This window comes from Nonomuraea sp. CA-143628 (assembly GCF_050942315.1).
Taxonomy (GTDB): domain Bacteria; phylum Actinomycetota; class Actinomycetes; order Streptosporangiales; family Streptosporangiaceae; genus Nonomuraea.
Window position 1 is genome coordinate 11,843,761 of sequence record NZ_CP192072.1, and the last position, 20,799, is coordinate 11,864,559.

Below are 20,799 nucleotides of genomic sequence, written 5' to 3' on the forward strand. Positions count from 1 at the left end.
TGAACCCCCGCCAAACTGCGGACGTCCGATCAATACGACGAGCGAGGGGCCCCGCCGGTTCCGATGTGTGCTCACGCAAGCCGCCTCGATGCCAGGATGCTGACCAGGTGCAGGACGGTCTGCAGGACCGCGGCCACGAAACAGGCGATGAGCAACACGCGTGAGGCGAGCAGATCGCCCGCGACGGCGTCGATCACCGCGGCCACGACCGCGAGCATGGACAGCTCGATCGGCTGCACGATCCGGTGAAACTTCGTCGCCCCCACCACCCGCCGGGCCAGCCCCAGCAGCCCGGACCGCAGCTGCCCCGCGGCCGCCTCGGTGGCGGTCGGCAGGCCCCCCTTGGCTCTCGCCACGTCCACGAGGTCGGTCTCGGCCTTGATGAGGATCGCGCCGAGCGCGGCGGCGACGCCGAGCACGGTGTACCAGTCGGGCAGCACGGCCGACGCCCGCCAGCCCAGCCCGATCAGCAGCGCGGCCTCGGTGAAGTAGGCGCCGACGCGGTCGAGGTAGACGCCGACCAGCGAGGTGCGGCCCGTCCAGCGGGCCAGCTCACCGTCGGAGCAGTCCAGCAGGAGGTAGACCTGCACGAGCAGAAGGGCGCCCACGGCGGCCCACAGCCCCGGCAGGGCCAGCACGACCCCGGCCAGGATCCCCGCCAGCGTCATCACCCAGGTGAGCTGGTTGGGCGTGATGGACGTCTTGGCCGTCAGCCACGTGACGTAGATGGACAGCCGGCGCATGTAGAGCACGCCCGCCCAGTGCTCACCGTTTCTGCGCTCAAGGTGTCCGGCGGGCTGGGCGACCCGCCGGATCTCAGCGACCGAAGGCCCGGACATAGTCCCCCACCCGATCGCGGACCTCGGACTCCGACATGCGCAGGTGCTCCAGGATCGTGTAGCGGCCGGGACGGGTGGCGGGCGCCAGCGTGACGGCCTCGGCGAACTGCTCGCCGCTCAGGCCGATGTCGGCCGGGACGACGGGCAGCTCGTGCTGTCGCAGGCAGTCGGTGACCTGCTTGAGCCGGGCGGCGTCCTCCCTGAGGAAGAAGCAGAAGGCGGCACCGATCCCGGCGAGCTCGCCGTGATTGGAGGTGCCGGGGAAGAGCTGATCCACGGCATGAAGGATCTCATGGTCTCCACCACTCGCGGGCCGAGACGACCCGGCGATGACCATCGACATGCCCGACAGAATCAGCGATTCGGCCAGAACAGTGAGGAAGGCATCGGACTCGATGGAGTCGGTCCGGCCGACCAGTGCCTCGGCCGCCATGCGGGCCATCGAGCAGGCCAGCCCGTCGATGGGCTCGCCGCGCTCCACGTTGCCGAGCTGCCAGTCGTCGATGGCCGACAGGTTGCTGACCACGTCGCCGACCCCCGAGCGGACCAGCGACTCGGGAGCGCTGTGCACGAAGTCGAGGTCGACCAGGACCGCCAGCGGCATGGGCACGCCGAATGTGCCCTTGCCGCCCTCGTACACCAGCGAGGCCGTGGGCGAGCAGATGCCGTCGTGGGAGAGGTTCGTGGCCACGGCGACCATCGGGATGCCCGCCAGCGAGGCGGCGTATTTGGTCGCGTCGATGGTCCTGCCGCCGCCGACGCCGACGACCACCTCGTAGGCGCCCTTACGCAGGTCGGCGCCGAGCGAGACGGCCGCCTCGACCGAGCCGTCGGACACCCTGAACACCTCGGCCTCATCGAGCGTGGGCGCGATCAGGCCCTCGATGTGGTCACCCTGCCCGGGGCCCACGGCGACGGCGACCCGGCCGGAGGTCGCCACCCGGGTGTCGGCCAGTAATGCGCCGAGCTCCGCCACCGCGCCCCGCCTGACCATGATGGCCAGGGGCGCGGGCAGCATCCGCGCTAGAAGCGGCATGCCCGCCTCCTCAGTAGCGAACGGCTATGGTACGAGCCTTGGCCAGGTCGTCGTGGTTGTCCACCTCGACCCAGTCGACCTCCCCGATGGGCGCGACGTGGATCCGCTCGCCGCGTGCCACCATCTCCTGGTAGCCATCCTCGTAGTAGAGCTGCGGGTCGCGCTCGAAGGTGGCCCGCAGCGCGTCGGCCAGGCGCTCGGCGGCGCCGGGGCGGATGAGCGTGGCGCCGATGTACTCGCCGTAGGCGGTGGCCGGGTCCATCAGCTTGGTGATCCGCTTGAGGTCGTCGCCGTCGAGGGTGACCTTCATCTCCTCGTCGGCCAGCCGCTTCACGTTGTCGACCGCGAGCAGGATGTCGCTGGTCTCGGGCGCCGACAGCAGCGTCTTCTCGACCGAGACGGGGTGCACGGTGTCGCCGTTGACCAGCAGCGCGCCCTGCGCGAAGTAGTCGCGCGCGCACCACAGGGAGTAGGCGTTGTTCCACTCCTCGGCCTTGTCGTTGTGCACGAGGGTGAGCTTGACGCCGTGCCGCTTCTCCAGCTCGTCCTTCCGCTCGTGTACGGCCTGCGCCGCGTAACCGACGACGATCACGACCTCGCGCAGGTCCACCTCGGCGAGGTTGCGCAGCGAGATGTCCATGATCGTGGTGTCACCGTCGACCGGCACCAATGCCTTCGGCAGCGTGTCGGTGTACGGTCGCAGGCGTCGTCCGGCTCCAGCGGCCAGCACCATTCCCAGCAACGTGCACTCCTCAGTCGAGCATCTACTCCGTAGGACCCAAAGGTTAGTTGGCTTTTGGCCCTCACCGGGTAATCGACCGTTAGTCTCGCGTTTCCGTGGCGGTCGCGGCCACCCCCGACGGAGAAGTGGCGAGCCAGCAGGTGAGGCTCTCCCACCCGAACAGGACCCACAGATATACGGCGAGCAGCACGAACCCGCCGGTCACCACGCCCACGATCGCCGCCAGCGAGATCACGATCATCCGCCCCTCCCAGCCCAGCCCGTACGTGCTCAGCCACGGCGGCGGATAGGCGCGCTGACGCAGGCGGTAGATCAGGTCGTAGTGGTGGAAGGCCAGCGCGCCGAGCAGCACGAAGATCAGCACCGGCGGCACGTCGTGGGCGAAGCCGCAGGCCGCGATGAAGGTGTATTCGATCAGCCGCAGGATCGGCGGCACCAGCCAGTCGATGCGGCCGTCATGCGGATGGGAGCTGCCCGGCCCGGCCAGCAGCAGCGTCACGGCCGGCGCGAAGACCGCCAGCCCGTCGGACCCCGCCACGCCGATCAGCAGCAGCACGCCGATCACGAACGCCCCGGCGATCAGCGGGGGCAGCGGCGGGAGCTGCCCGGACACGAGCGCGCCCATGCCGCGCGACAGCGGCCCGTCGTCGCGGTAGGCCACGACGTTGCTGCTCGGCACGGGCGTCATCTGCACCGAGGTCATCGCGCGGACCTCGCGATCCGGCCGAGGAGCAGGTAGACGGTCGCCACGCCGCCCCAGCCGAGGAGCGCGACGAAGGTGACCCGCGCGTTGTACACGCCGGCGGTGATCGCGATCAGCGCCATCCGCTCCCCGATCGGCAACACGATCGCTTTCTTCATCCACCGGAGGACCTTCTCTCGCTCCATGCGGTGTGCCAGGCGGAGGACTCCCGGCTTGGGTACGCCGTGGTGCTCTCCCTCGGCCGAGTTGAGCAGCGAGCTCACCGGCTTGGCACCCAGGGCGCCGGCCCGGTTCGCGTCGGCCACCCCGCCCGCGAAGGAGTAGTTGATCGAATGCCGTACCGTCTGCAGGATCATCGCGGCGACGGCGAGATACCAGATGCCGTCGGGGCCGCCCTTGCTCAGCGGCAGCCCGGCGGCGTAGCCGAAGGCGAGCCCCACATAGACGACGTACTCCTTCAGCCGGTCGGCCATGCTGTCGAGCCACGCGCCCAGCGGTGTGAAGGCGCGGGTGTAGCGGGCCAGCTGGCCGTCGAGGCAGTCGCAGGCGAACGACAGGTAGAGCAGCCCGGCCCCGGCGAGCTGCGCCCCGCGGTTGCCCGCCCCGAACCAGACCGCCGACAGCACGGCCAGGCCGATCGAGATGCCGGTGACGGCGTTGGGCGTGAGCTTCAGCCGGGCGGCGGGGCGGATGAGGTGGCGGGTCCAGGACGAGACGAGGTAGGTGCTGACGAAGCCGTCGTCGGCCTTGACCGAGGTGTCGAGGCGTACCTGGGACTCGTCGACGTCGGCGAGCCTGTTGACCGCGGTGTCCGCCGAGACCTGGCCGGTCACCCGGTCGCAGTGGAGCTGCCCGATCCCGGCGGCGCGTACCTTCACCCCCGATCTGACCAGGCCCACCAGCAGCAGGTCGACCGCCTCGACGGTGGTGACCGGGCCGAGCTTGCCGGTCTCGGCCAGGTCGGCCAGCTCCTCGGCGACGTCGGCCAGCGCGATCAGGTCGGCCTGACCGGCCTGGAGCACGCCGCGGAAGGTGGCGTTGGCCTCGGGCACGAGGTGGAAGGAGCTGCCGGCCGCGACGATCTTGCCGCCCTCGACCCGCACCGGCGGCCGCATCGGCGCGGCGGTGGCGTCGTAGGAGACCAGGGCGCTCGTGTCGCGCTTGGGATGCTCCAGGAGCAGCGAGAGTGCCTCGGTGTGGGTGACGAGGTCGGCGGGCAGCACGACCAGCGTCCCCGGCGCGGCGCGCGCCAGCTTGGCCACGCCGCGCAGGTCGGTGCTGAGGCCGCCGAGCCCGTCGTTCGGCGACACCACCTGGACGTCGAGGACGGACAGCTCGGCCAGCTGGCCGTTGAGCCGGTCGAGCAGCGTGCCGTCGGCACAGGACAGTCTGCAGGCGGGCGTCGTGGCGAGCAGCACCACCGAGGTGGTCGTGCTCTCGCGGGTCAGTGAATCGGTCACGGCGCAGGTCTCCTCCCGGTCGCGAGGGAGTGCGTGGACACAGCGTAGCGACAGGGCAACGCGATATCACGGAACCGGACCGTTACGCTCCCCCTATGGAATCTCGGCTGCGCTCAGTAGGGGTGGTCCTGGCAGGTGGCGTGGGTCAGCGTGTCGGGCTCGACACCCCCAAGCAGCTCATCAAGATCGCCGGTAGGACGATTCTGGAGCACACGCTCGCCCTGTTCAACGGCTCGCCGGACATCGACGAGGTCGTGGTGCTGATGACCCCCGGCTTCGCCGACACGGTCAAGGAGATCGTGGAAAGGGGCGGTTTCGACAAGGTCAGTCAGATCGTCGAGGGCGGTGCGAGCCGTCCTGAGAGCACGTGGCGCGCGCTCAAGGCCCTGGGCCCGAGGGAGTGCAACGTGCTCCTGCACGACGCTGTACGGCCCCTCCTGGAGCCCCGGATCATCACGGAGTGTGTCAGGGCCCTGCAGACGCATTCGGCCGTAGGCGTGGCGATCCCGAGCTCCGACACCATCGTGGTGGCCGCCCCCGGACCCCATGGCGAGACCATCCACGACATTCCCGACCGATCCCGGCTGCGGCGCGTCCAGACGCCGCAGTGCTTCCGCCTGTCGCTGATCCGCGAGGCGTACGAGCGGGCCTTCGCCGACCCCGAATTCGACCGGCGGCCGGCCACCGACGACTGCGGCGTGCTGCTGCGCTACCTGCCCGACGTCCCGATTTACATCGTGCCGGGCAACGAGAGCAACATGAAGATCACCCATCCGGTCGACGTGTACATCGCCGACAAGCTCCTCCAGCTGGCCGCCACCAGCGCGCCCGTCCCCGATCCGAGGGATTACCGGGAGGCGCTCGACGGCCGGACCATGGTGGTCTTCGGCGGCGGCTACGGCATCGGCGCCGACGTCGTCGAGCTGGCCACCGGCCACGGCGCCCGCGTGCACTCCTTCTCGCGCACCCAGAACGGCGTGCGGGTGGAGGACTACGACCAGGTGGCCAAGGCGCTGGCACAGGTGGGCCGGATCGACTATGTGGTCAACACCGCGGACGTGCTGCACATGGGCAAGCTCGCCGAGGTCACCGACGAGACCATCGCCGAGACGGTGGGCGTCAACTACCTGGGCCCGGTCAACGTGGCCCGCGCCGCCTACCCGTACCTGCGCGAGAGCGCGGGCCGTCTGCTGCTCTACACCTCTTCCAGTTACGCCAGGGGCCGGGCCGACTACAGCCTCTATTCCTCGGCGAAGGCCGCCGTCGTCAACCTCACGCAGGCGCTCGCCGACGAATGGGCCCCCGACGGCATCCGGGTCAACTGCGTCAACCCCGAGCGCACCGGCACGCCCACGCGCGAGCGCGCGTTCGGCGAAGAGCCGCCGCACACCCTGCTCTCACCGCGCGCGGTCGCCCAGACCTCGCTGGACGTCCTCATCTCCGACCTGACCGGGCAAGTGATAGACGTGCGCCTGAACGACGCCTGACCCGCTCAGGCCGGATTTTCCGGAGGGGCTGACCAGGTTCAGCGCGGCGGTCGGGCGAGTCTGCGCGGGCTCGTGAGGAAGCCCCAGCCCCAGGACATGTGCATGGCGGCGTACACGATCGGCAGTCTGGCCTTCACCGCCCCCGGCAGCCCGCTGCCCGTCAGGACGGATCCGGCCACGATCGCGACGGCGTAGCCGCCGGGCGCGACCAGCGCGAGGGGGAAGAACGGCGAGACGAGCAGGCCGAGCAGGATCGCCAGCACCGCGGCGGGGGGCGCCAGGTAGCGCAGGTTGATCGTGCCCTCGTGGGTGCGCGAGACCACCCGGCGCCAGCGGCCGTAGTGGAAGTACTGCTTGGCCAGCGCCTTCACGTTGGGCCGGGGGCGGTAGGAGACCCGCATGCGCGGCTGGAACCAGACCAGCCCGCCGGTCTGGCGGATGCGGTGGTTCATCTCCCAGTCCTGGGCCCGCTGGAAGTGCTCGTCGTAGCCGCCGACCCGGTCGAGCGCCGCGCGCCTGAACACCCCCAGGTAGACGGTGTCGGCGGGGCCCGCCGTGCCGCCCACGTGGAAGGCGGCCGCGCCCACGCCGATCTTGGAGGTCATCGCGCACGCGACGGCCTTCTCGAACGGGGTGATGCCCTCGGCCGCCATGACGCCGCCGACGTTGTCGGCGCCGGTCTCCCTCAGCGTCTCCACGGCGACGCGCAGGTAGTCGGAGGGCAGCATGGCGTGCCCGTCGACCCTGGCGATGATGCCGTTGCGGGAGGCACCGATGGCGGCGTTGAGCGCGTTGGGCGTGCGACCTGTGGGGTTGGGCACCACGGTCACCCGCCGGTCGGCCGCCGCGATGGCGTCGGCGACCTCTTGGGTACGGTCATGTGAGGGCCCCACGGCGAGAACGACTTCGATCTCACCTGGGTAGCTCTGGGCGAGGACCATATCTACGGCCTCGCGTAGATGCCGCTCCTCATTGAGGACCGGCATGACGACGGAGATGGGCGGCCAGCCGTGCGTCTCCGCTGGCGCGTGCGGCGAGTCGGGGAACTGCTTCATGGCGGGGCTCACGCTACTGTACGAGCAGGGGAGGACGGCAATCCCGCGGTGGCACGAGGGGGGCAGGGCATGCGCGACCCGGGCGAGGAGGACGCTGGAGTACACGTGGGCGGCGACGCCTACGGCGGCGTCAAGCTCGTGGGCAGGCGCACGCGCAGGCCGCTCAAGAGCGCCAAGGCCCGGCGCCGGAATCTGATCCTCTCGGGTGTGCTGTCCGTGGGCGTCCTGGCCGGCACCGGCGTGGTGTGGGCGGCGCCGACGCGGATCGGCACGGTCGACGCGGGCGTGACCGAGGCGGCCCCCCGCGGCGCCATGAACATCCTGCTCGTCGGCGTCGACAAGCGCGACGACCTCACCCGCAAGCAGCAGAACGAGCTCAAGCTGGGCCGCGAGTCGGGCCAGCGCACCGACACCATGATGGTGATCCACCTGTCGGAGGACCACAGCAGGGTCACCGTGGTGAGCCTGCCGCGCGACACCTGGCTGACCATCCCCGGCAAGGGCAATCACAAGATCAACTCGGCCTACCAGTTCGGCGGCCCCAAGCTCGCCCGCCAGACCGTCGAGCAGGCCACCGGGCTGCGGATCAACCGCTACATCGAGGTCAACGTCCTCGGCTTCATCAACGTGGTCGACTCCCTCGGCGGCGTCACCGTCTGCACGCCCGTGCCGATCAAGGACCCCAAGGCCGGGCTCGACCTCGCGGCCGGCACCCACGAACTGAAGGGCATCCAGGCGCTCGGCTACGCCCGCACCCGCGCCACCGCCCGCTCCGACCTCGACCGCATCGACCGGCAGCAGCAGGTCATCTCGGCGCTGCTGAACCGCGCGCTCAGCGCGAGCACGCTGGCGAACCCGGCCCGGCTCAACTCCTTCGTCAACTCCACGCTGAGCACGATCAAGGTCGACCCCGACGACGACCTGATCGGGCTGGCCACCCAGCTCAGGGACGTCTCGCTGGACAACGTGAAGTTCGCCGACGTGCCGCTGGCCAACGTGGACTTCAAGGCGCCGACCGGGGAGTCGGCGGTGCTCTGGGACAAGCAGGCGTCTCGTGACCTGTTCGCCAGGATCAAGGCCGACGAGGACCTGTCCAAGCCCAGCCCCTCTCCCAGTTCGTCCACCTCGTCCTCCCCCTCCGCCAAGCCCACCATTCCGCCGGATCGGATCGCGCTCAAGGTGCTCAACGGCACGCTCATCACCGGTCTCGGCGCCCGCACCAAGACGGCGCTGGTCGCCGCCGGGTTCCACGTGTCCGGCACGCCGGGCAACACCAAGCGCAAGGACTACAAGAAGACGGTCGTACGTTATGGGCCCGGTCGCGAGGACTCGGCCCGCACGGTCGCCGCGGCCATCCCCGGCGCCGATCTCGTCCAGATGGACGAGGACGGCATCGAGGTGATCGTCGGCAGCGACCAGCCGAAGATCAGTAAAGTGAAGACCTCGACCACACCAAGCGCCAAGCCCACAACTACGCCTGTAACTAAAACGGCGACCCAGAACATATGTAAGAAATAGGCATATCCGCCAGCCGTTCGGGCACGTGACAGCCATGGTGGTCAGGTCGTGGCGAGAGGAACCGCTCACTGTCTTGCATGCCGTCGGAGACCTCGACGTGGCCGGCGCCCCGCGCCTCCAAGCCGCGCTCGACCAGGTACTGGCCTCCGCCGACCCCCCGAAACTGGTGCTGGATCTGTCCGACGTGCCCTTCTGCGACTCCGTGGGGCTGGGTGTGCTGGTGGCCACCCACAACCACGTGCAGCACGCGCACGGCAGGCTCATCCTGGTGCTCGCCCCGGGCATGATCAGTCATCTGCTGACGATCACGAACCTCGACCGGCACTTCGAGACGTGCTCGTCGCTGCTGGAGGCGCGGGCGGCGCTCGGGGCGGCGGCCTGAAGATCGAGCAGGATGTGCTAAACGATGTTCATGACATTCTGCGCGCATCTTCCAGCGCTCTCGTAGGGAGCCATTCACGTTGTTCGATCAGTTCCCCGAGCCTGCCCGCAGTCAACTGGCCGCGGCCTTCGACGAGGGCAAGACGCGGCCGGAGTGGTGTTTCACGGAGGGCCCGGCGCGGCTGGCGTTCTGGGCGCCCTACCGCGGCGCGGACCCGGTGATCACCTGGCAGTTCGAGCCCGGCCCCGACCCCGACCGAGCCGCCGGCCTGCTGCGCCGCGGCCTGTCGGAGATGGGCCTGGACAAGATCATCCATGACATCTCCCTCAAGCCCGGCCTCACCCCGCTCGTCGACCGGGCCGTCGAACACCAGGCGCTGCTCGGCGCCGGGTTCGCGATGGAGGTCGAACGGCTCATGCTCGAATGGGCGGCCGGGAGTGACGTACCGGTCGATCCGGGCCGGCTGACCTACCGCCCCGCCCGCGGCCTCGGCGCCGCCTCCGTACTCGACCTGCTGGTACGCATCTCGGAGGGGTCGCTCGACTACGACACGCAGGTGGAGCTGGCCACGGCCGGCGCCGAGCACGAGGCCCGGTGGATGTACGACGACCTGGTCAACCGCAAGGGCAAGCCCGACTGGTTCGTCGTCGGCTACCTGGGCGATGACCCGGTGGGGCTGGTGGCGCCGGACGATCACTCCATCGCCTACATCGGCGTGGTGCCCGAGCACCGGGGCCACGGCTACGTCAACGACCTGCTGGCCAAGGGCACCGCGACGCTGGCCGAGACGGGCGTCGAACGCATCGTGGCGGCCACGGACGTGGGCAACACCCCCACGGCCAACGCGTTCCGGCGCGCGGGCTATGCGGAGGTCGGCCGACTTTTCCGCTATTACTGGAGGAGATCTTGAAACTTGGTGTCATGTTCGACCGCGCCCTGCCGCCGGAGCAGCTGATCCCCTTCGCCAAGGAGCTGGACGGCACGACGGTCGACGACCTGTGGGTGGTGGAGGACCTGGGCTGGACCGGCGCCATCTCCTCGGCCGCCACCGCCCTGGCGGCCACGTCCCGCCTGCGCGTGGGCATCGGCATCACCCCCGCTCCCCTGCGCAACCCGATGCTCCTGGCCATGGAGCTGGCCAACCTGGCCCGCCTCCACCCCGGCCGCCTGGCCGCCGGGATCGGCCACGGCGTACGCGACTGGATGCGCCAGGTGGGCGTCGCGCCCCCGTCACCTCTGGCGCTCCTGGAGGAGACGATCACCTCGGTCCGCGGCCTCCTGCGGGGCGAGACGGTGACCCTGCACGGCCGCTCCGTACACCTGGACGGCGTCTCTCTGGTCCATCCGCCCGCCGAACCGCCGCCAGTCCTGGCCGGCGTCCTCGGCCCACGCTCCCTCGCCCTGTCGGGCCGGGTGGCGCAGGGCACGATCCTCCCGGAGGGTTTCAGCCCCGAGCAGCTCCCCGCCCTCATCGGCCACATCGGCGCCCCGGCCGACCACGAGGTGGTGACCTTCATCCACCTGTACATCGGCCCCGACGCGCGGGAGGCGACCTGGGACGTCGCCGTGGGACAGGCCGGGTTCCTCCAGGTACGGCCGGAGGAGGTCGTCATGGCCAGGGGCTCCGCTTCGGAGGCCGCCGACATGGTGCGGCAGATGTGGGCGGCGGGCGCCCAGACGGTGGCGGTACGACCGTTCGGCGCGGATCCGCTGTCACATGTGACGAAGCTCTTGGCGGCTTTGTAAGGGTTTCGTCTATCAGCTGCCGCTGCCGAACTCGCCCTCCACCCGCCGCACGATCTCCGCGTTCCTGGGCAGGTAGGCGGCGTAGAAGTCCTTGCCGCACTCCAGGTCGTCGAGCGCGGCCTTGATCTCCCTGTTCAGGTATTGCCGGGCGGTCTCCACCGGGATACGCGGCTCGTAGTACTGCCCGGCGGGCAGCCCCTTATCGGGAATGTCATCGCTCAGGGCGATCTGCTGCTTCTGGGCCTCGAACTCCTGGCCACCCCGCCGGCTCATGTCCACCGGCCTGAGGGAGGCCACCTGGCGTCCCTTGCCCTTGAGACAGTCGCCCATGGCCGAGGCCAGCCCGACGAGCTTCGGGTCCGCGTTGAGGTCGCGGTCCAGCCGCTGGGCGATCAGCTCGTTCTCCTGCTTGGCCCGGTCCTCGTCGGACGTGACGACCTTGCCGGTGACCTGCTGGAGCCCCTGCGATCTGCACGCGGTCAGCGCCTTGCCGTAGGCGGCCCGCTGGGCGGGCGACAGCTGGTTCTTGATGGTGAAGTTGGGGCTGTCCGACTCGCGCCAGAGAACACGCTTCTCTTGCTGCTCGGGGTGGACGAAGCCGACGAAGACCCCGAAGCCCTGCTCCGTACGCTCCTTCTTCATCGCCTCGTAGTCGCCCAGATAAGCCTTGTCGGCATCCTCGGAGATCTTCACCTCCGGGACCCAGGCGACGTACTTGAAGCCGCGCTGCTTCATGCAGTCCGCCACGACTGTCTGGATCTGCCGGGGCTTTTCCGCCTTACCGCTGCTCACGACGACGGGGGCCACCGGCGGAGCGGCGGCGCAGCCCGCAGCGAGGCCGAGCCCCACAAGAGCCAGAGTGGATCTCTTGATCATGGCACGGCACAATACACCGTTCAACAGAGTATGTGAATACGGCAAAGGCGACCGAACGGCGGATGCCCAATCAGCCGAATGGCCGATGGCGACGCCCGGCCACCAAGCCACGATCGCCACATGAGGCGAACCACGACAACACCCAAGGCACCCCTGACCGCCTTAGCGCTGGCGGGGCTGGCCGGAGTCATCACACTGACTGGATGCTCAATAGAGCTGGACGCCAAAGAGGTGCACACCACCCAGTCCTTCCCGTACAGCGGCCCCCAGCTCACCATCAAGTCCTCGCTCGGCGGCCTCCGCATCATGCCCGGCACCGGCGCGACCGTGCGGGTGGAACGCTGGCTCCGCGGCAAGGCGACCAACGAGGGCAACGCGTCGTGGTCTCTGAGGGACGGCACCCTCCGCCTGAGCGCCAACTGCACCGTGGTCTTCGGCGACTGCGGCGCCCGCTACCACGTCAAGGTGCCGCCGGGGACGCGCCTCGTCGTCGAGGGGGACGACGACGGCATCATCCTCCAGAACCTCACCCAGGACGTGGACGTCTCGAACGGCGGCTCGATCAAGGCGTACGACACCTCCGGCAAGCTCCGCCTCCTGAGCGACGACGCCACCATCACCGGCGAACGCCTCAAATCCCCCAACGTCCGCGTCCGCTCGAACACCGGCGCCATCGACCTGTCCTTCGCCACGCCCCCGTCCAACGTGGACCTCCTGTCCAAGGACGGCTGGGTGACGGCGACCGTACCCAACGGGGCTTATCGGGTGACGACGCAGAGCCAGGACGGGCGCGAGCGGTCGGAGATCAAGAGCACGGAGAGCGACCGGACCATCGTCGCGAGGAGCGGCACGGGAGACGTACGGATCCTCGCCAAGTAGGCCCCCTCCAACCGGCGGCACTGTGGGCACGCCAGAGGCGTAAATGGATTTACACTTATTTCAGCAAGTTGATCTACGTGGTTCTCCGTAAACTGGTTTACGCTAATCCTCTGGATCACGCCCAGCAAGAGAGTCACACATGCGCAAACCAGCCGCCATCGTGGGCAGGGACCGCCAGTGGCGGGCCATGGAACGCTTCCTGTTGGGCAGCGGCCCACAGGAAGCGCAGGGCGACTCGTTGCGACTCGGTCTCGTGTCTGGCCGCCGCCGCACGGGCAAAACACAACTCCTGACGGCCGCTTGCGAGGCGGTAGGCGGTCTCTACATCGCCTGTGTACAGGACGAAGGCGACCTCTCGGCGCGGCGCCGATTCGCTTCGGCCGTCGCCGGGCACGCCGGGCTGGGCAACGTGATCCAGGCAGCACCCGAATCGTGGGAGCGGCTGCTGAGAGCCGCTCTGGAAACCGCGGCACGCCTCGCTCCAGCGGGCCGCCCTCCGCTGGTGGTCATCGACGAGTTTCCTTATGTGATGGCCAACGCGCCTCAAGTCCCCTCACTCATCCAGCACCTGTACGACGAATCCCAGCAAGGCCGCGGGCCGGGAGGGCGGCTGATCCTCTGCGGATCGGCTCTGAGCGTCATGCATACGCTCCTCTCAGGGACGAAGCCACTGCGCGGGCGCGCCATGATGGACATGCGCCTCAATGCCCTGGACTACCGCGAAGCCGCTCAGCTCTGGCGGATCCAGAACCCAGAGGTCGCGTTCAGGGTGCATGCCTGCGTGGGCGGCATTCCCGGCTATCGGCCCTTGATGACCAGCGTTCCGACAACAGCGGACGACTTCGACGGCTGGGTCACCGACAACCTACTGTCCGTCGGCATCGGCGTGTTCACCCACACCGAGGTCGACTACCTGCTCCGCGAAGATCCGCGGATCACCGCACGTTCGGCGTATTACGACATCCTGAGCGCCGTCGCACAGGGCGCCCGGACCCCGGCGAAAATCGGCGCGGCGATCGGCCGCGACAACAACGCCGTCCGCTACCCGATCAGTGTCCTGGAGACCGCCGGCTACCTCACCAAAGCACACGACCTGCTCCGCAATGGAAAGCCGACGATCTCGGTCTGTGATCCGATCATCCGCTTCGACCGTCTCATCACGACCCCACGCCTCGGCCAACTCGAACTAGGCCGTGTCGACCCCGTATGGCGAGAAGCCGCGCCCACCTTCAGATCCAACATTCTCGGCCCCCACTTCGAGGAGCTCGCTCGCGAATGGGTGCACCGCTTCGCCCCTGACGAACTCGGTCGGCCCGTCGGATTCGGCCAGGTCGGATTCGGCAGCGTTCAGTACGACCGGGGACGCGCGAAACACGACATCGATGTGCTCGCCACCGACGGCGACCGCGTCCGCCTGATCGGTGAAGCAAAGGCGACACTCGCTCGCCGTGGACTCCCCGACCTCGAACGCCTCGACGCCATCCGCCAATTGCTGACGCGGGAAGGCTGGGGCACGACCGAGACGGTCATCGCCCTGTTCTCCGCCACCGGATTCACTCCCGACCTCATTGAGGCAGCAGGTTCTCGCCCCGACGTGGTGCTTATGGATCTGAAGCGGCTGTACGGACTCCAATGACGAACATGTTCGCTACGAACATGCTCGTGATAACGTGCCCTCCATGAGCCCGAACGACAGCGCCCGGCAGCAGCCTCCCCGCAGCCGACGGGAACGCCCGGCCAAACCCGCGTTGACCAGGCAGGGGATCATCGACGCCGCGCTGACGATCATGCGCGACGAGGGCCTGCACAAGGTGACGATGCGCCGTATCGCCATCGCCCTCGACACCGGGCCCGCCTCGCTCTACGTCTACGTCCGCAACACCGAGGACCTGCACGCCCAGATCCTCGACGCCCTGCTCGGCTCGATCACGGTGCCCGCCCCCGATGCCGGGACCTGGCGCGACCGCCTCAAGGCCCTGCTGAACGGCTACCGCGACGTGCTGTTCCAATATCCGGATATCGCCAGGATGGCGCTCTCCACCCAGCCCAGCGGCCCCAACTACATGGCGCTCGTCGAGGCGGTCCTCGCCCTGCTCGGCGAAGGCGGCGTGACCGGCCGGGCGGCGGCGTGGGGCCTCGATCTCCTGCTGCTCTATCCGACCGCGGCCGCCGTCGAGCACAGCCCGAGATCGGCGGCCCAGGAGGCCGCCAACCTCTCCGCACTGGGCGAGCAGATCGCCGCCGCGGATCCGGCTCGCTACCCGCGCATCGCCGGCCTCGGCGCCGAGCTCATCTCGGGCGACGGGGCCAGCCGCTCCGACTGGGCCTTCCACGTCCTGGTCGACGGCATCCTCGCCGCCAACACCCCGCACACATAGGAGCCCAGCATGTCCGCACGTTCCATCGCGATCGTCGGCGCCGGCCTCAGCGGCCTGGTCCTGGCCCGCGTCCTGCAGATGCACGGCATCGAGTCCACCGTGTACGAGGGCGAGTCCGCCGCCGATGCCCGCGGCCAGGGCGGCTTCCTCGACATGCACGAGGAGTCCGGCCAGTACGCGCTGCGCGAAGCCGGCCTCTACGAGCAGTTCCGCCGGCTCACCCAGCCACAGGGCGAGACCCTGCGCGTCCTCGACAAAGCGGGCACGGTCTTCATCCACCACGAGCCCGAGGGCGGCTATGGCGGGCGCCCCGAAATCGACCGGGCCGCACTGCGCAACCTGCTGATCGAGTCCCTCGACCCCGGCCGTATCGCCTGGGACCACAGAGTCACCGCGGCCCGGCGGCTCGCCGACGGCCGACCCGAGCTGACCTTCGCCAACGGCGGCAGCACCACCGTCGACCTGCTGATCGGCGCGGACGGCACCTGGTCCAAGGTACGACCCTTGGTCTCGCCTGCCACCCCGCAATACTGCGGAATCTCCTATCTGGAGCTGCAACTCACCGATGTCGCGACACGCCACCCTGAGTCGGCCACCGTTGTCGGTCCCGGCAGCATGTTCGCCCTGTCCGACGACAAGGCCCTGATGGGCCACGGCGGCACCGACATCCACCTGGGCGCCTCACTACGGGTGCCGCAGGACTGGACGGCCACCTCCGGCGTCGACTGGTCCGACGCGTCCGCGGCCCGCGAAGCCCTGCTCAAGGAGTTCGCCGGCTGGAGCACCGAACTGACCGACCTCATCCGCGACTGTGACGACACGATCGTCCCGCGACTGATCTACGCCCTGCCGACCGGCCACTCCTGGCCCCGGATCCCCGGCGTGACGCTGGTGGGCGACGCCGCGCATGTGATGTCGCCGTACGCCGGCGAGGGCGCCAACCTCGCCCTGCTCGACGGTGCCGAACTGGCGCTGGCCATCGTCGCCCATGGGGACGACGTGGAGGCCGCGCTGACCCAGTACGAGACGGCCATGTTCCCCCGCGCGACCGCCTCGGCCGAAGGGTCCGCCCAGGGTCTGGACATGTGCTTCGCCCCGGACTCGCCGCGCGCCATGGTCGACTTCTTCGGCAGCGCCGGCGTACCCGTGGCGGAGCACTGAGCTGTGTCGGCGGCTACGCTCGTGCGGCGGTGCGCTGGCCGTAGACGTGGACCGTCTGCCCACGGTAGCCGGTGTCGCGCAGGTGGCGGTGGCCGATACGTTCGGCCACCGAACGGGAGCGCGCGTTGCCGGGCAGGATGAGGGAGATCACCTCATCGGCGCCCAGCTCGCCGAAACAGTAACCGAGGGAGGCGCGAGCCGCCTCGGTGGCATAGCCCTTGCCCCAGTGCTCGCGGGCCAGGCACCAGCCGACGCCCAGCCCGGGGAACCCATGCGGTCGCCACGGCCCGGCACGGCCGACGAACCGGCCCGTGGCCTTCTCGACGAGCGCCCAGTGCGAGTAGCCGCGGATCTCCCGATGTCCGATGAACGTGGCCAAACTCCTCCAGGCATCAGCCGGCGAGGTCCCCACGGTCTCCGCCAGCCCGTCGGCCACCTCGGGGTCGGCCAGCATCCTGGCGTAGTCGTCGAAGTCGTCGCCGGTCAGCGGCCGCATCACCAGTCGCTCAGTTTCGATCACGGTCATGACGAGGAGTATGTGCCTCGCGCCCCCGGAGCCTCAACCGTTCGTGTTCAAGATCGACATAAGCGTGAATGAGCGGCGTTATGCTTCCCACTGTGACGATGCCCAAGAAGGGATCACGGCTCATCACGGTCGGCGGCACCGCCTTCCGCTGGCGCGTCCGCCACAAGCCCACCCACCGCCAGGGCGACAACCGGCCTCCACTCACCTTCACTGTTGAGCGAGCCGAGGAGCCAGGGAACGTTCTCGTGGTGTCCCTTCCCTGCGCCCGGCCGGACAACTGGCATGGAGAGCGAACAATCGTCGTCCGGCCCGTCCTCGTCGCCGGCTGCGTCGAGCGAGCCCTCGAACAGGGCTGGAACTCCGGCCAACGGGGCTCGCCCTTCACCCTCACCGTTACCGAGGACGAGTTGCCCGGCCTTCTGGGTGAACCGCCGCGATACCTGATCCCCTTCCTCTGGGGCATGATCCCGGAAGGCGGCGGCATCGAAGATCTTCCCCGATGCACCCAGATCTGGAGCCGGACCGATCAGCAACCTTCTGGTCGGTAGTCAGGCGGGGGTCGTCGCCGGTGTGAGTGCCTGCGCGGGTTGGGCGACGGCCAGCTTGCGGGCCAGGCGCAGCCGGTACGCGTCCAGCACCACGGCGATCAGGATCACCAGCCCGGTGATGATCTGCCGTTCGAAGTCGGAGACCCCCATGAGCAGCAGCCCGTTGGTGAGCACGCCGAGCAGACATGCCCCGAGGAACGTGCCGACCATGGAGCCGCGCCCGCCCATCAGGCTGGCTCCGCCGATGACCACGGCGGCGATCGCGTTGAGCTCGTAGCCCTGGCCCAGGATAGGGCTGGCGATGTTGAGCCTGGCCATGTACAGGATGGCCGCGATGCCCACGGTCAACCCGGCGATCATGAAGGCGGCGATCTTGATGCGGGAGGTCTTGTGGCCGGACAGGCGGACGGCCTCCTCGTTGTTGCCGGTGGCGTAGATCAACCGCCCGAAGACGGTGCGCGACAGCACGAACCAGCCGGCCCCGGCCAGCAGCAGCGCCACCCAGAACACCGCGGGAATGCCCATCAGCGTGAGGGTGCCGAAGTCGTTGAGCGCGGCGGGCAGGTTGTAGATGGTGGCCGCGTTGGTGTACCGCTCGGCGCCGCCGCGCGCGATGTTGAGCATGGCCAGGGTGACGATGAACGACGGCACCCGCCACTGTTCGGACACGAACCCGTTGACCCAGCCGACCACGCCGCCGACGAGCACGGCCACCAGGATCCCGCCGACCAGCGTCAAGGCGGAGCCGGATCCGGCCATCATCGTGCCTGACACGACCGCGCACAGCGCCATCGCCGAACCGACCGACAGGTCGATGCCGCCGACCAGGATCACGAACGTCATGCCCACGGCGAGCACGGTGTTCAGCGTGATCTGGGTCATGATGTTGCGCAGGTTCTGCTCGGTCGCGAAGTTCGGTGCGGCGATGACGAAGAAGCCCGCGAGCACTACCAGGGCGACGCCGATGCCGGCTTCGCCGAGCACGAGCCTTTTGATCATTGTGTTTCACCGTTCTTGAGGTAGCCCGAGTAGGCCAGCGTGAGGATGTGCTCGGCGTCGAAGTCCGCTCGGGCGACCTCACCGGCGATCTTGCCGCGGGAGAAGACCAGGACGCGGTCGCAGATGCCCATCAGCTCCGGCAGGTCCGAGGAGACGACGAGCAGGGCCTTGCCCTCCGCGGCCAGGCCGAGCAGCAGCTCGTGGATCTCGTACTTGGCGCCGACGTCGATGCCGCGGGTGGGCTCGTCCACGATCAGAATGTCGGATCCGGCGTTGAGCCACTTGGCCAGCACGACCTTCTGCTGGTTGCCGCCCGACAGGGTGCGCACGTGCTGGTCGACGCCCGCGGAGCGCAGATGCAGGCGCCGCCCGAGGTTCTCGGCGAGCGAGCGTTCCTGGCCGAAGCGCACCAGGAATCCGCGCAGCTTGGCGAGCGTGATGTTGGCGCTGATCGGCAGGTCGAGGACCAGACCCTGCGACTTGCGGTCCTCGGTGAGCAGGCTGATGCCGTGCCGTACGGCGTCCTGAGGGTGCCTGATGTGCACCTTCTTGCCGTAAAGCTCGAGATTTTCGGCCAAGGCGGGGTCGGCGCCGAAGATCGCGCGCATCGCCTCGGTACGCCCGGAGCCGACCAGCCCGGCCAGGCCCACGACCTCGCCGCGCCGTACCGAGAAGGAGAGCGGCCCTTCGAAGCCCGCGACCTTGAGATCGCGCACCTTCAGCGCCACCTCGCCCAGCGCCGTCGACGGCTTGGCCGGGTACTCCTGCGCCAGGTCGCGCCCCACCATCAACCTGACCAGGTCGGGCGCGGTCACCCCGGCCATCTCCCGCGTCTCGATGCTGCGCCCGTTGCGCAACACGGTGACCCGGTCGGCCAGCTCCAGCACCTCCTGCAGGTGGTGGGAGATGTAGACGATGGCCACGCCGCGCTCGCGCAACGCGCGCAGGATGCCGAACAGGCGTCCCGACTCGCGCGAGGTGAGCGTGGCGGTCGGCTCATCCATGATCAGCAGTTTGCAGTCGGTGGAGATCGCCTTCGCGATCTCCACCAGCTGCATCTGTGCGATGCCGAGCCGCTCGACCAGGGTGTCGGGCGAGACCTCCAGACCGATCTCGGTCAACAGCCGTGCGGCGTCCGCGCGCAGCCGCTTCCGGTCGACGACGCCCGCCGTGCGCGGAAGCGCGCGCAGGAACAGGTTCTCCGCCACGGTGAGGTACGGCAGCAGCGCCAGCTCCTGGTGGACCACCGAGATCCCGGCGGCCAGACCGTCTGCCGCGTTGGCAGGGGTGTACGGCGCGCCGTCGAAGGTCATCGTGCCGCCGTCCGGCGCGTGGATCCCGGCCAGGGCCTTGACCAGCGTGGACTTGCCGGCGCCGTTCTCGCCCACGAGGGCGTGGATCTCGCCTGCGCGGATGTCGAGGTCGACCCCGTCGAGCGCCACCACACCGGGGAAGCGCTTGACAAGGCCGGTAACCGTCATCATCCGACGTTGTCCTTGGTGATGAGCTTGATCTCGGTCTTCTGCCAGCCGCCGAAGTTCTCGCCGGCGATCATCTTCATGGCGTAGTCGATGCCGTTGGAAGCCTGCTGCGCGCCGTACTGGTCGAGCGTGGACACGACGGAGCCATCCTTGACGTACTGGGCGATGGCCGGGATGTTGTCGAACGCGGCGACCTTGATCTGGCCCTTCTTGCCCTGCTCCTCGATCGCCTTCAGCGCGCCGAGCGCCATGTTGTCGTTGCCGGCCAGCACGCCCTTGATGTTCGGGTGCGCGCTGAGCATGTTGCCGAAGACGGTGTGCGCTTCGTCGGTCTCCCAATGCGCGGTCTTGGAGTCGACGAGCTTGAGCCCGCCCTCCTTGATCGCGTCCTCGAAGCCGGCCTTGCGCTGGGCGGCGTTGGCCGCGCCGGGGTTGCCCTCCAGGATGACGACCTCGGCGTCCTTGCCGACGGCCTTGACCAGCTCCATGCCCGACTGCTTGGCGCCCTCACGGTTGTCGGGGCCGACGAAGGGCACCTTGTCGCCGATGCCGGCGGCCTTCATCGCACCCTCGTCGAGCTGGACGTCGATGTTGACGACCTTCACACCCGCGTCGACGGCCCGCTTGATCGGCGCGACCAGCGCGCGCGAGTCGGCGGGGGCGATCACGACCGCCTTGGCCTGCTGGGTGACGCACTTCTCGACGGCGGCGACCTGGTTGTCGATGTCGGTCTCGTTCTGGATGCCGACGACGCTGAGCTTGAGGTCGCCGCGCTTGGCGGCGTGCTCCTCGGCGCCCTTCTGCATCTGCTGGAAGAACTCGTTGGCCAGCGACTTCATCACCAGGCAGACGCCCGGCTTCTCGCCCGGCTTGGGCGCGGCGGCGGTCTGGCCGGTGGTGGTGCCACCCTCCTTGCCGCAGGCGGTCAGCGCGAGCGCCAGACCGGCCACGACGACGATCTTCTTGTTCATTGGTGTTTCTCC

At 69.0% G+C, this 20,799-nt stretch carries 21 protein-coding genes; 10 read left to right on the forward strand and 11 right to left on the reverse strand.

The annotated features are described in order from the left end of the window. Positions 1–71: 71 nt before the first annotated feature. The 5 genes from ACQP2T_RS53395 to ACQP2T_RS53415 all read right to left on the reverse strand — a co-directional run bounded on the left by ACQP2T_RS53395 (position 72) and on the right by ACQP2T_RS53415 (position 4,780). Positions 72–839 (reverse strand): CDP-alcohol phosphatidyltransferase family protein, encoded by a 768-nt coding sequence (locus ACQP2T_RS53395; protein ID WP_433512450.1) that lies wholly within the window; start codon positions 837–839, stop codon positions 72–74. Next, positions 817–1,857: an iron-containing alcohol dehydrogenase family protein gene (locus tag ACQP2T_RS53400; protein WP_433519948.1), complete on the reverse strand. Its 1,041-nt coding sequence runs from the start codon at positions 1,855–1,857 to the stop codon at positions 817–819. Before ACQP2T_RS53400 ends, ACQP2T_RS53395 begins: the two co-directional genes overlap by 23 nt. 28 nt (positions 1,858–1,885) lie before the next feature. Next, positions 1,886–2,617, reverse strand: coding sequence for a phosphocholine cytidylyltransferase family protein (locus ACQP2T_RS53405; RefSeq protein WP_358431821.1), 732 nt, complete (start codon positions 2,615–2,617; stop codon positions 1,886–1,888). Between the two features lie 79 nt (positions 2,618–2,696). After that, positions 2,697–3,320 (reverse strand): DUF5941 domain-containing protein, encoded by a 624-nt coding sequence (locus ACQP2T_RS53410; RefSeq protein ID WP_433512451.1) that lies wholly within the window; start codon positions 3,318–3,320, stop codon positions 2,697–2,699. Continuing rightward, positions 3,317–4,780, reverse strand: coding sequence for a CDP-alcohol phosphatidyltransferase family protein (locus ACQP2T_RS53415; protein WP_433512452.1), 1,464 nt, complete (start codon positions 4,778–4,780; stop codon positions 3,317–3,319). The genes ACQP2T_RS53410 and ACQP2T_RS53415 overlap by 4 nt, the downstream gene beginning before the upstream one ends. A 95-nt stretch (positions 4,781–4,875) precedes the next feature. Between ACQP2T_RS53415 and ACQP2T_RS53420 the strand changes: the two genes are divergently transcribed. Then, positions 4,876–6,267, forward strand: a complete 1,392-nt coding sequence (locus ACQP2T_RS53420) for an SDR family NAD(P)-dependent oxidoreductase (protein WP_433512453.1) — start codon at positions 4,876–4,878, stop codon at positions 6,265–6,267. 38 nt (positions 6,268–6,305) lie between these two features. On the opposite strand, the gene ACQP2T_RS53425 is transcribed toward ACQP2T_RS53420, so the two are convergent. Beyond that, positions 6,306–7,322: a glycosyltransferase family 2 protein gene (locus ACQP2T_RS53425; RefSeq protein WP_433512454.1), complete on the reverse strand. Its 1,017-nt coding sequence runs from the start codon at positions 7,320–7,322 to the stop codon at positions 6,306–6,308. A gap of 105 nt (positions 7,323–7,427) precedes the next feature. Here ACQP2T_RS53425 and ACQP2T_RS53430 point away from each other — a divergent pair, with 105 nt between their 5' ends. The 4 genes from ACQP2T_RS53430 (at position 7,428) to ACQP2T_RS53445 (ending at position 10,968) form a co-directional block, all read left to right on the forward strand. Continuing rightward, positions 7,428–8,840, forward strand: a complete 1,413-nt coding sequence (locus ACQP2T_RS53430; RefSeq protein ID WP_433512455.1) for an LCP family protein — start codon at positions 7,428–7,430, stop codon at positions 8,838–8,840. Between the two features lie 73 nt (positions 8,841–8,913). After that, positions 8,914–9,222 (forward strand): STAS domain-containing protein, encoded by a 309-nt coding sequence (locus ACQP2T_RS53435; protein WP_433512456.1) that lies wholly within the window; start codon positions 8,914–8,916, stop codon positions 9,220–9,222. Between the two features lie 79 nt (positions 9,223–9,301). Continuing rightward, the gene (locus ACQP2T_RS53440; protein ID WP_433512457.1) at positions 9,302–10,132 is read left to right on the forward strand and encodes a GNAT family N-acetyltransferase; all 831 of its coding nucleotides are present in this window, start codon (positions 9,302–9,304) and stop codon (positions 10,130–10,132) included. Beyond that, a complete protein-coding gene (locus ACQP2T_RS53445) occupies positions 10,129–10,968 on the forward strand; it encodes an LLM class flavin-dependent oxidoreductase (protein ID WP_433512458.1) in 840 nt (279 codons plus the stop codon). The genes ACQP2T_RS53440 and ACQP2T_RS53445 overlap by 4 nt, the downstream gene beginning before the upstream one ends. A 12-nt stretch (positions 10,969–10,980) precedes the next feature. Here ACQP2T_RS53445 and ACQP2T_RS53450 read toward each other — a convergent pair whose 3' ends face one another. After that, positions 10,981–11,844, reverse strand: a complete 864-nt coding sequence (locus tag ACQP2T_RS53450) for a hypothetical protein (RefSeq protein WP_433512459.1) — start codon at positions 11,842–11,844, stop codon at positions 10,981–10,983. Positions 11,845–11,964: 120 nt separating this feature from the next. On the opposite strand from ACQP2T_RS53450, the gene ACQP2T_RS53455 reads away from it, so the two are divergent. The 4 genes from ACQP2T_RS53455 (at position 11,965) to ACQP2T_RS53470 (ending at position 16,262) form a co-directional block, all read left to right on the forward strand. Then, positions 11,965–12,723 carry a hypothetical protein gene (locus tag ACQP2T_RS53455; RefSeq protein ID WP_433512460.1) on the forward strand — a complete coding sequence of 253 codons (759 nt, stop codon included), beginning with the start codon at positions 11,965–11,967 and terminating at the stop codon, positions 12,721–12,723. Between the two features lie 187 nt (positions 12,724–12,910). Next, positions 12,911–14,359 (forward strand): ATP-binding protein, encoded by a 1,449-nt coding sequence (locus ACQP2T_RS53460; RefSeq protein ID WP_433512461.1) that lies wholly within the window; start codon positions 12,911–12,913, stop codon positions 14,357–14,359. Positions 14,360–14,402: 43 nt separating this feature from the next. Next, the gene (locus tag ACQP2T_RS53465) at positions 14,403–15,101 is read left to right on the forward strand and encodes a TetR/AcrR family transcriptional regulator (RefSeq protein ID WP_433512462.1); all 699 of its coding nucleotides are present in this window, start codon (positions 14,403–14,405) and stop codon (positions 15,099–15,101) included. Between the two features lie 9 nt (positions 15,102–15,110). Beyond that, on the forward strand, positions 15,111–16,262 hold the full coding sequence (locus ACQP2T_RS53470) for an FAD-dependent oxidoreductase (RefSeq protein WP_433512463.1): 1,152 nt from the start codon (positions 15,111–15,113) through the stop codon (positions 16,260–16,262). 13 nt (positions 16,263–16,275) lie between these two features. On the opposite strand, the gene ACQP2T_RS53475 is transcribed toward ACQP2T_RS53470, so the two are convergent. Further along, the gene (locus ACQP2T_RS53475) at positions 16,276–16,788 is read right to left on the reverse strand and encodes a GNAT family N-acetyltransferase (RefSeq protein ID WP_433512464.1); all 513 of its coding nucleotides are present in this window, start codon (positions 16,786–16,788) and stop codon (positions 16,276–16,278) included. Between the two features lie 92 nt (positions 16,789–16,880). Between ACQP2T_RS53475 and ACQP2T_RS53480 the strand changes: the two genes are divergently transcribed. After that, positions 16,881–17,336: a hypothetical protein gene (locus tag ACQP2T_RS53480; protein WP_433512465.1), complete on the forward strand. Its 456-nt coding sequence runs from the start codon at positions 16,881–16,883 to the stop codon at positions 17,334–17,336. Here ACQP2T_RS53480 and ACQP2T_RS53485 read toward each other — a convergent pair whose 3' ends face one another. Genes ACQP2T_RS53485 through ACQP2T_RS53495 form a run of 3 tightly spaced genes read right to left on the reverse strand, consistent with a single transcriptional unit; the run spans position 17,337 to position 20,787 of the window. After that, the gene (locus ACQP2T_RS53485) at positions 17,337–18,335 is read right to left on the reverse strand and encodes an ABC transporter permease (protein WP_433512466.1); all 999 of its coding nucleotides are present in this window, start codon (positions 18,333–18,335) and stop codon (positions 17,337–17,339) included. After that, on the reverse strand, positions 18,332–19,819 hold the full coding sequence (locus tag ACQP2T_RS53490; RefSeq protein WP_433512467.1) for a sugar ABC transporter ATP-binding protein: 1,488 nt from the start codon (positions 19,817–19,819) through the stop codon (positions 18,332–18,334). Before ACQP2T_RS53490 ends, ACQP2T_RS53485 begins: the two co-directional genes overlap by 4 nt. Beyond that, complete coding sequence (locus ACQP2T_RS53495; RefSeq protein WP_433512468.1) at positions 19,816–20,787, reverse strand: sugar ABC transporter substrate-binding protein; 972 nt, start codon at positions 20,785–20,787, stop codon at positions 19,816–19,818. Before ACQP2T_RS53495 ends, ACQP2T_RS53490 begins: the two co-directional genes overlap by 4 nt. Between the last annotated feature and the right edge of the window lie 12 nt (positions 20,788–20,799).

Coding starts and splice junctions, on each gene's coding strand:
- ACQP2T_RS53410 (WP_433512451.1), bottom strand. CDS start 3,320: ATGACCTCGGTGCAGATGACGCCCGTGCCGAGCAGCAACGTCGTGGCC.
- ACQP2T_RS53400 (WP_433519948.1), bottom strand. CDS start 1,857: ATGCTGCCCGCGCCCCTGGCCATCATGGTCAGGCGGGGCGCGGTGGCG.
- ACQP2T_RS53475 (WP_433512464.1), bottom strand. CDS start 16,788: ATGACCGTGATCGAAACTGAGCGACTGGTGATGCGGCCGCTGACCGGC.
- ACQP2T_RS53460 (WP_433512461.1), top strand. CDS start 12,911: ATGGAACGCTTCCTGTTGGGCAGCGGCCCACAGGAAGCGCAGGGCGAC.
- ACQP2T_RS53490 (WP_433512467.1), bottom strand. CDS start 19,819: ATGATGACGGTTACCGGCCTTGTCAAGCGCTTCCCCGGTGTGGTGGCG.
- ACQP2T_RS53465 (WP_433512462.1), top strand. CDS start 14,403: ATGAGCCCGAACGACAGCGCCCGGCAGCAGCCTCCCCGCAGCCGACGG.
- ACQP2T_RS53470 (WP_433512463.1), top strand. CDS start 15,111: ATGTCCGCACGTTCCATCGCGATCGTCGGCGCCGGCCTCAGCGGCCTG.
- ACQP2T_RS53450 (WP_433512459.1), bottom strand. CDS start 11,844: ATGATCAAGAGATCCACTCTGGCTCTTGTGGGGCTCGGCCTCGCTGCG.
- ACQP2T_RS53395 (WP_433512450.1), bottom strand. CDS start 839: ATGTCCGGGCCTTCGGTCGCTGAGATCCGGCGGGTCGCCCAGCCCGCC.
- ACQP2T_RS53425 (WP_433512454.1), bottom strand. CDS start 7,322: ATGAAGCAGTTCCCCGACTCGCCGCACGCGCCAGCGGAGACGCACGGC.
- ACQP2T_RS53485 (WP_433512466.1), bottom strand. CDS start 18,335: ATGATCAAAAGGCTCGTGCTCGGCGAAGCCGGCATCGGCGTCGCCCTG.
- ACQP2T_RS53495 (WP_433512468.1), bottom strand. CDS start 20,787: ATGAACAAGAAGATCGTCGTCGTGGCCGGTCTGGCGCTCGCGCTGACC.
- ACQP2T_RS53455 (WP_433512460.1), top strand. CDS start 11,965: ATGAGGCGAACCACGACAACACCCAAGGCACCCCTGACCGCCTTAGCG.
- ACQP2T_RS53420 (WP_433512453.1), top strand. CDS start 4,876: ATGGAATCTCGGCTGCGCTCAGTAGGGGTGGTCCTGGCAGGTGGCGTG.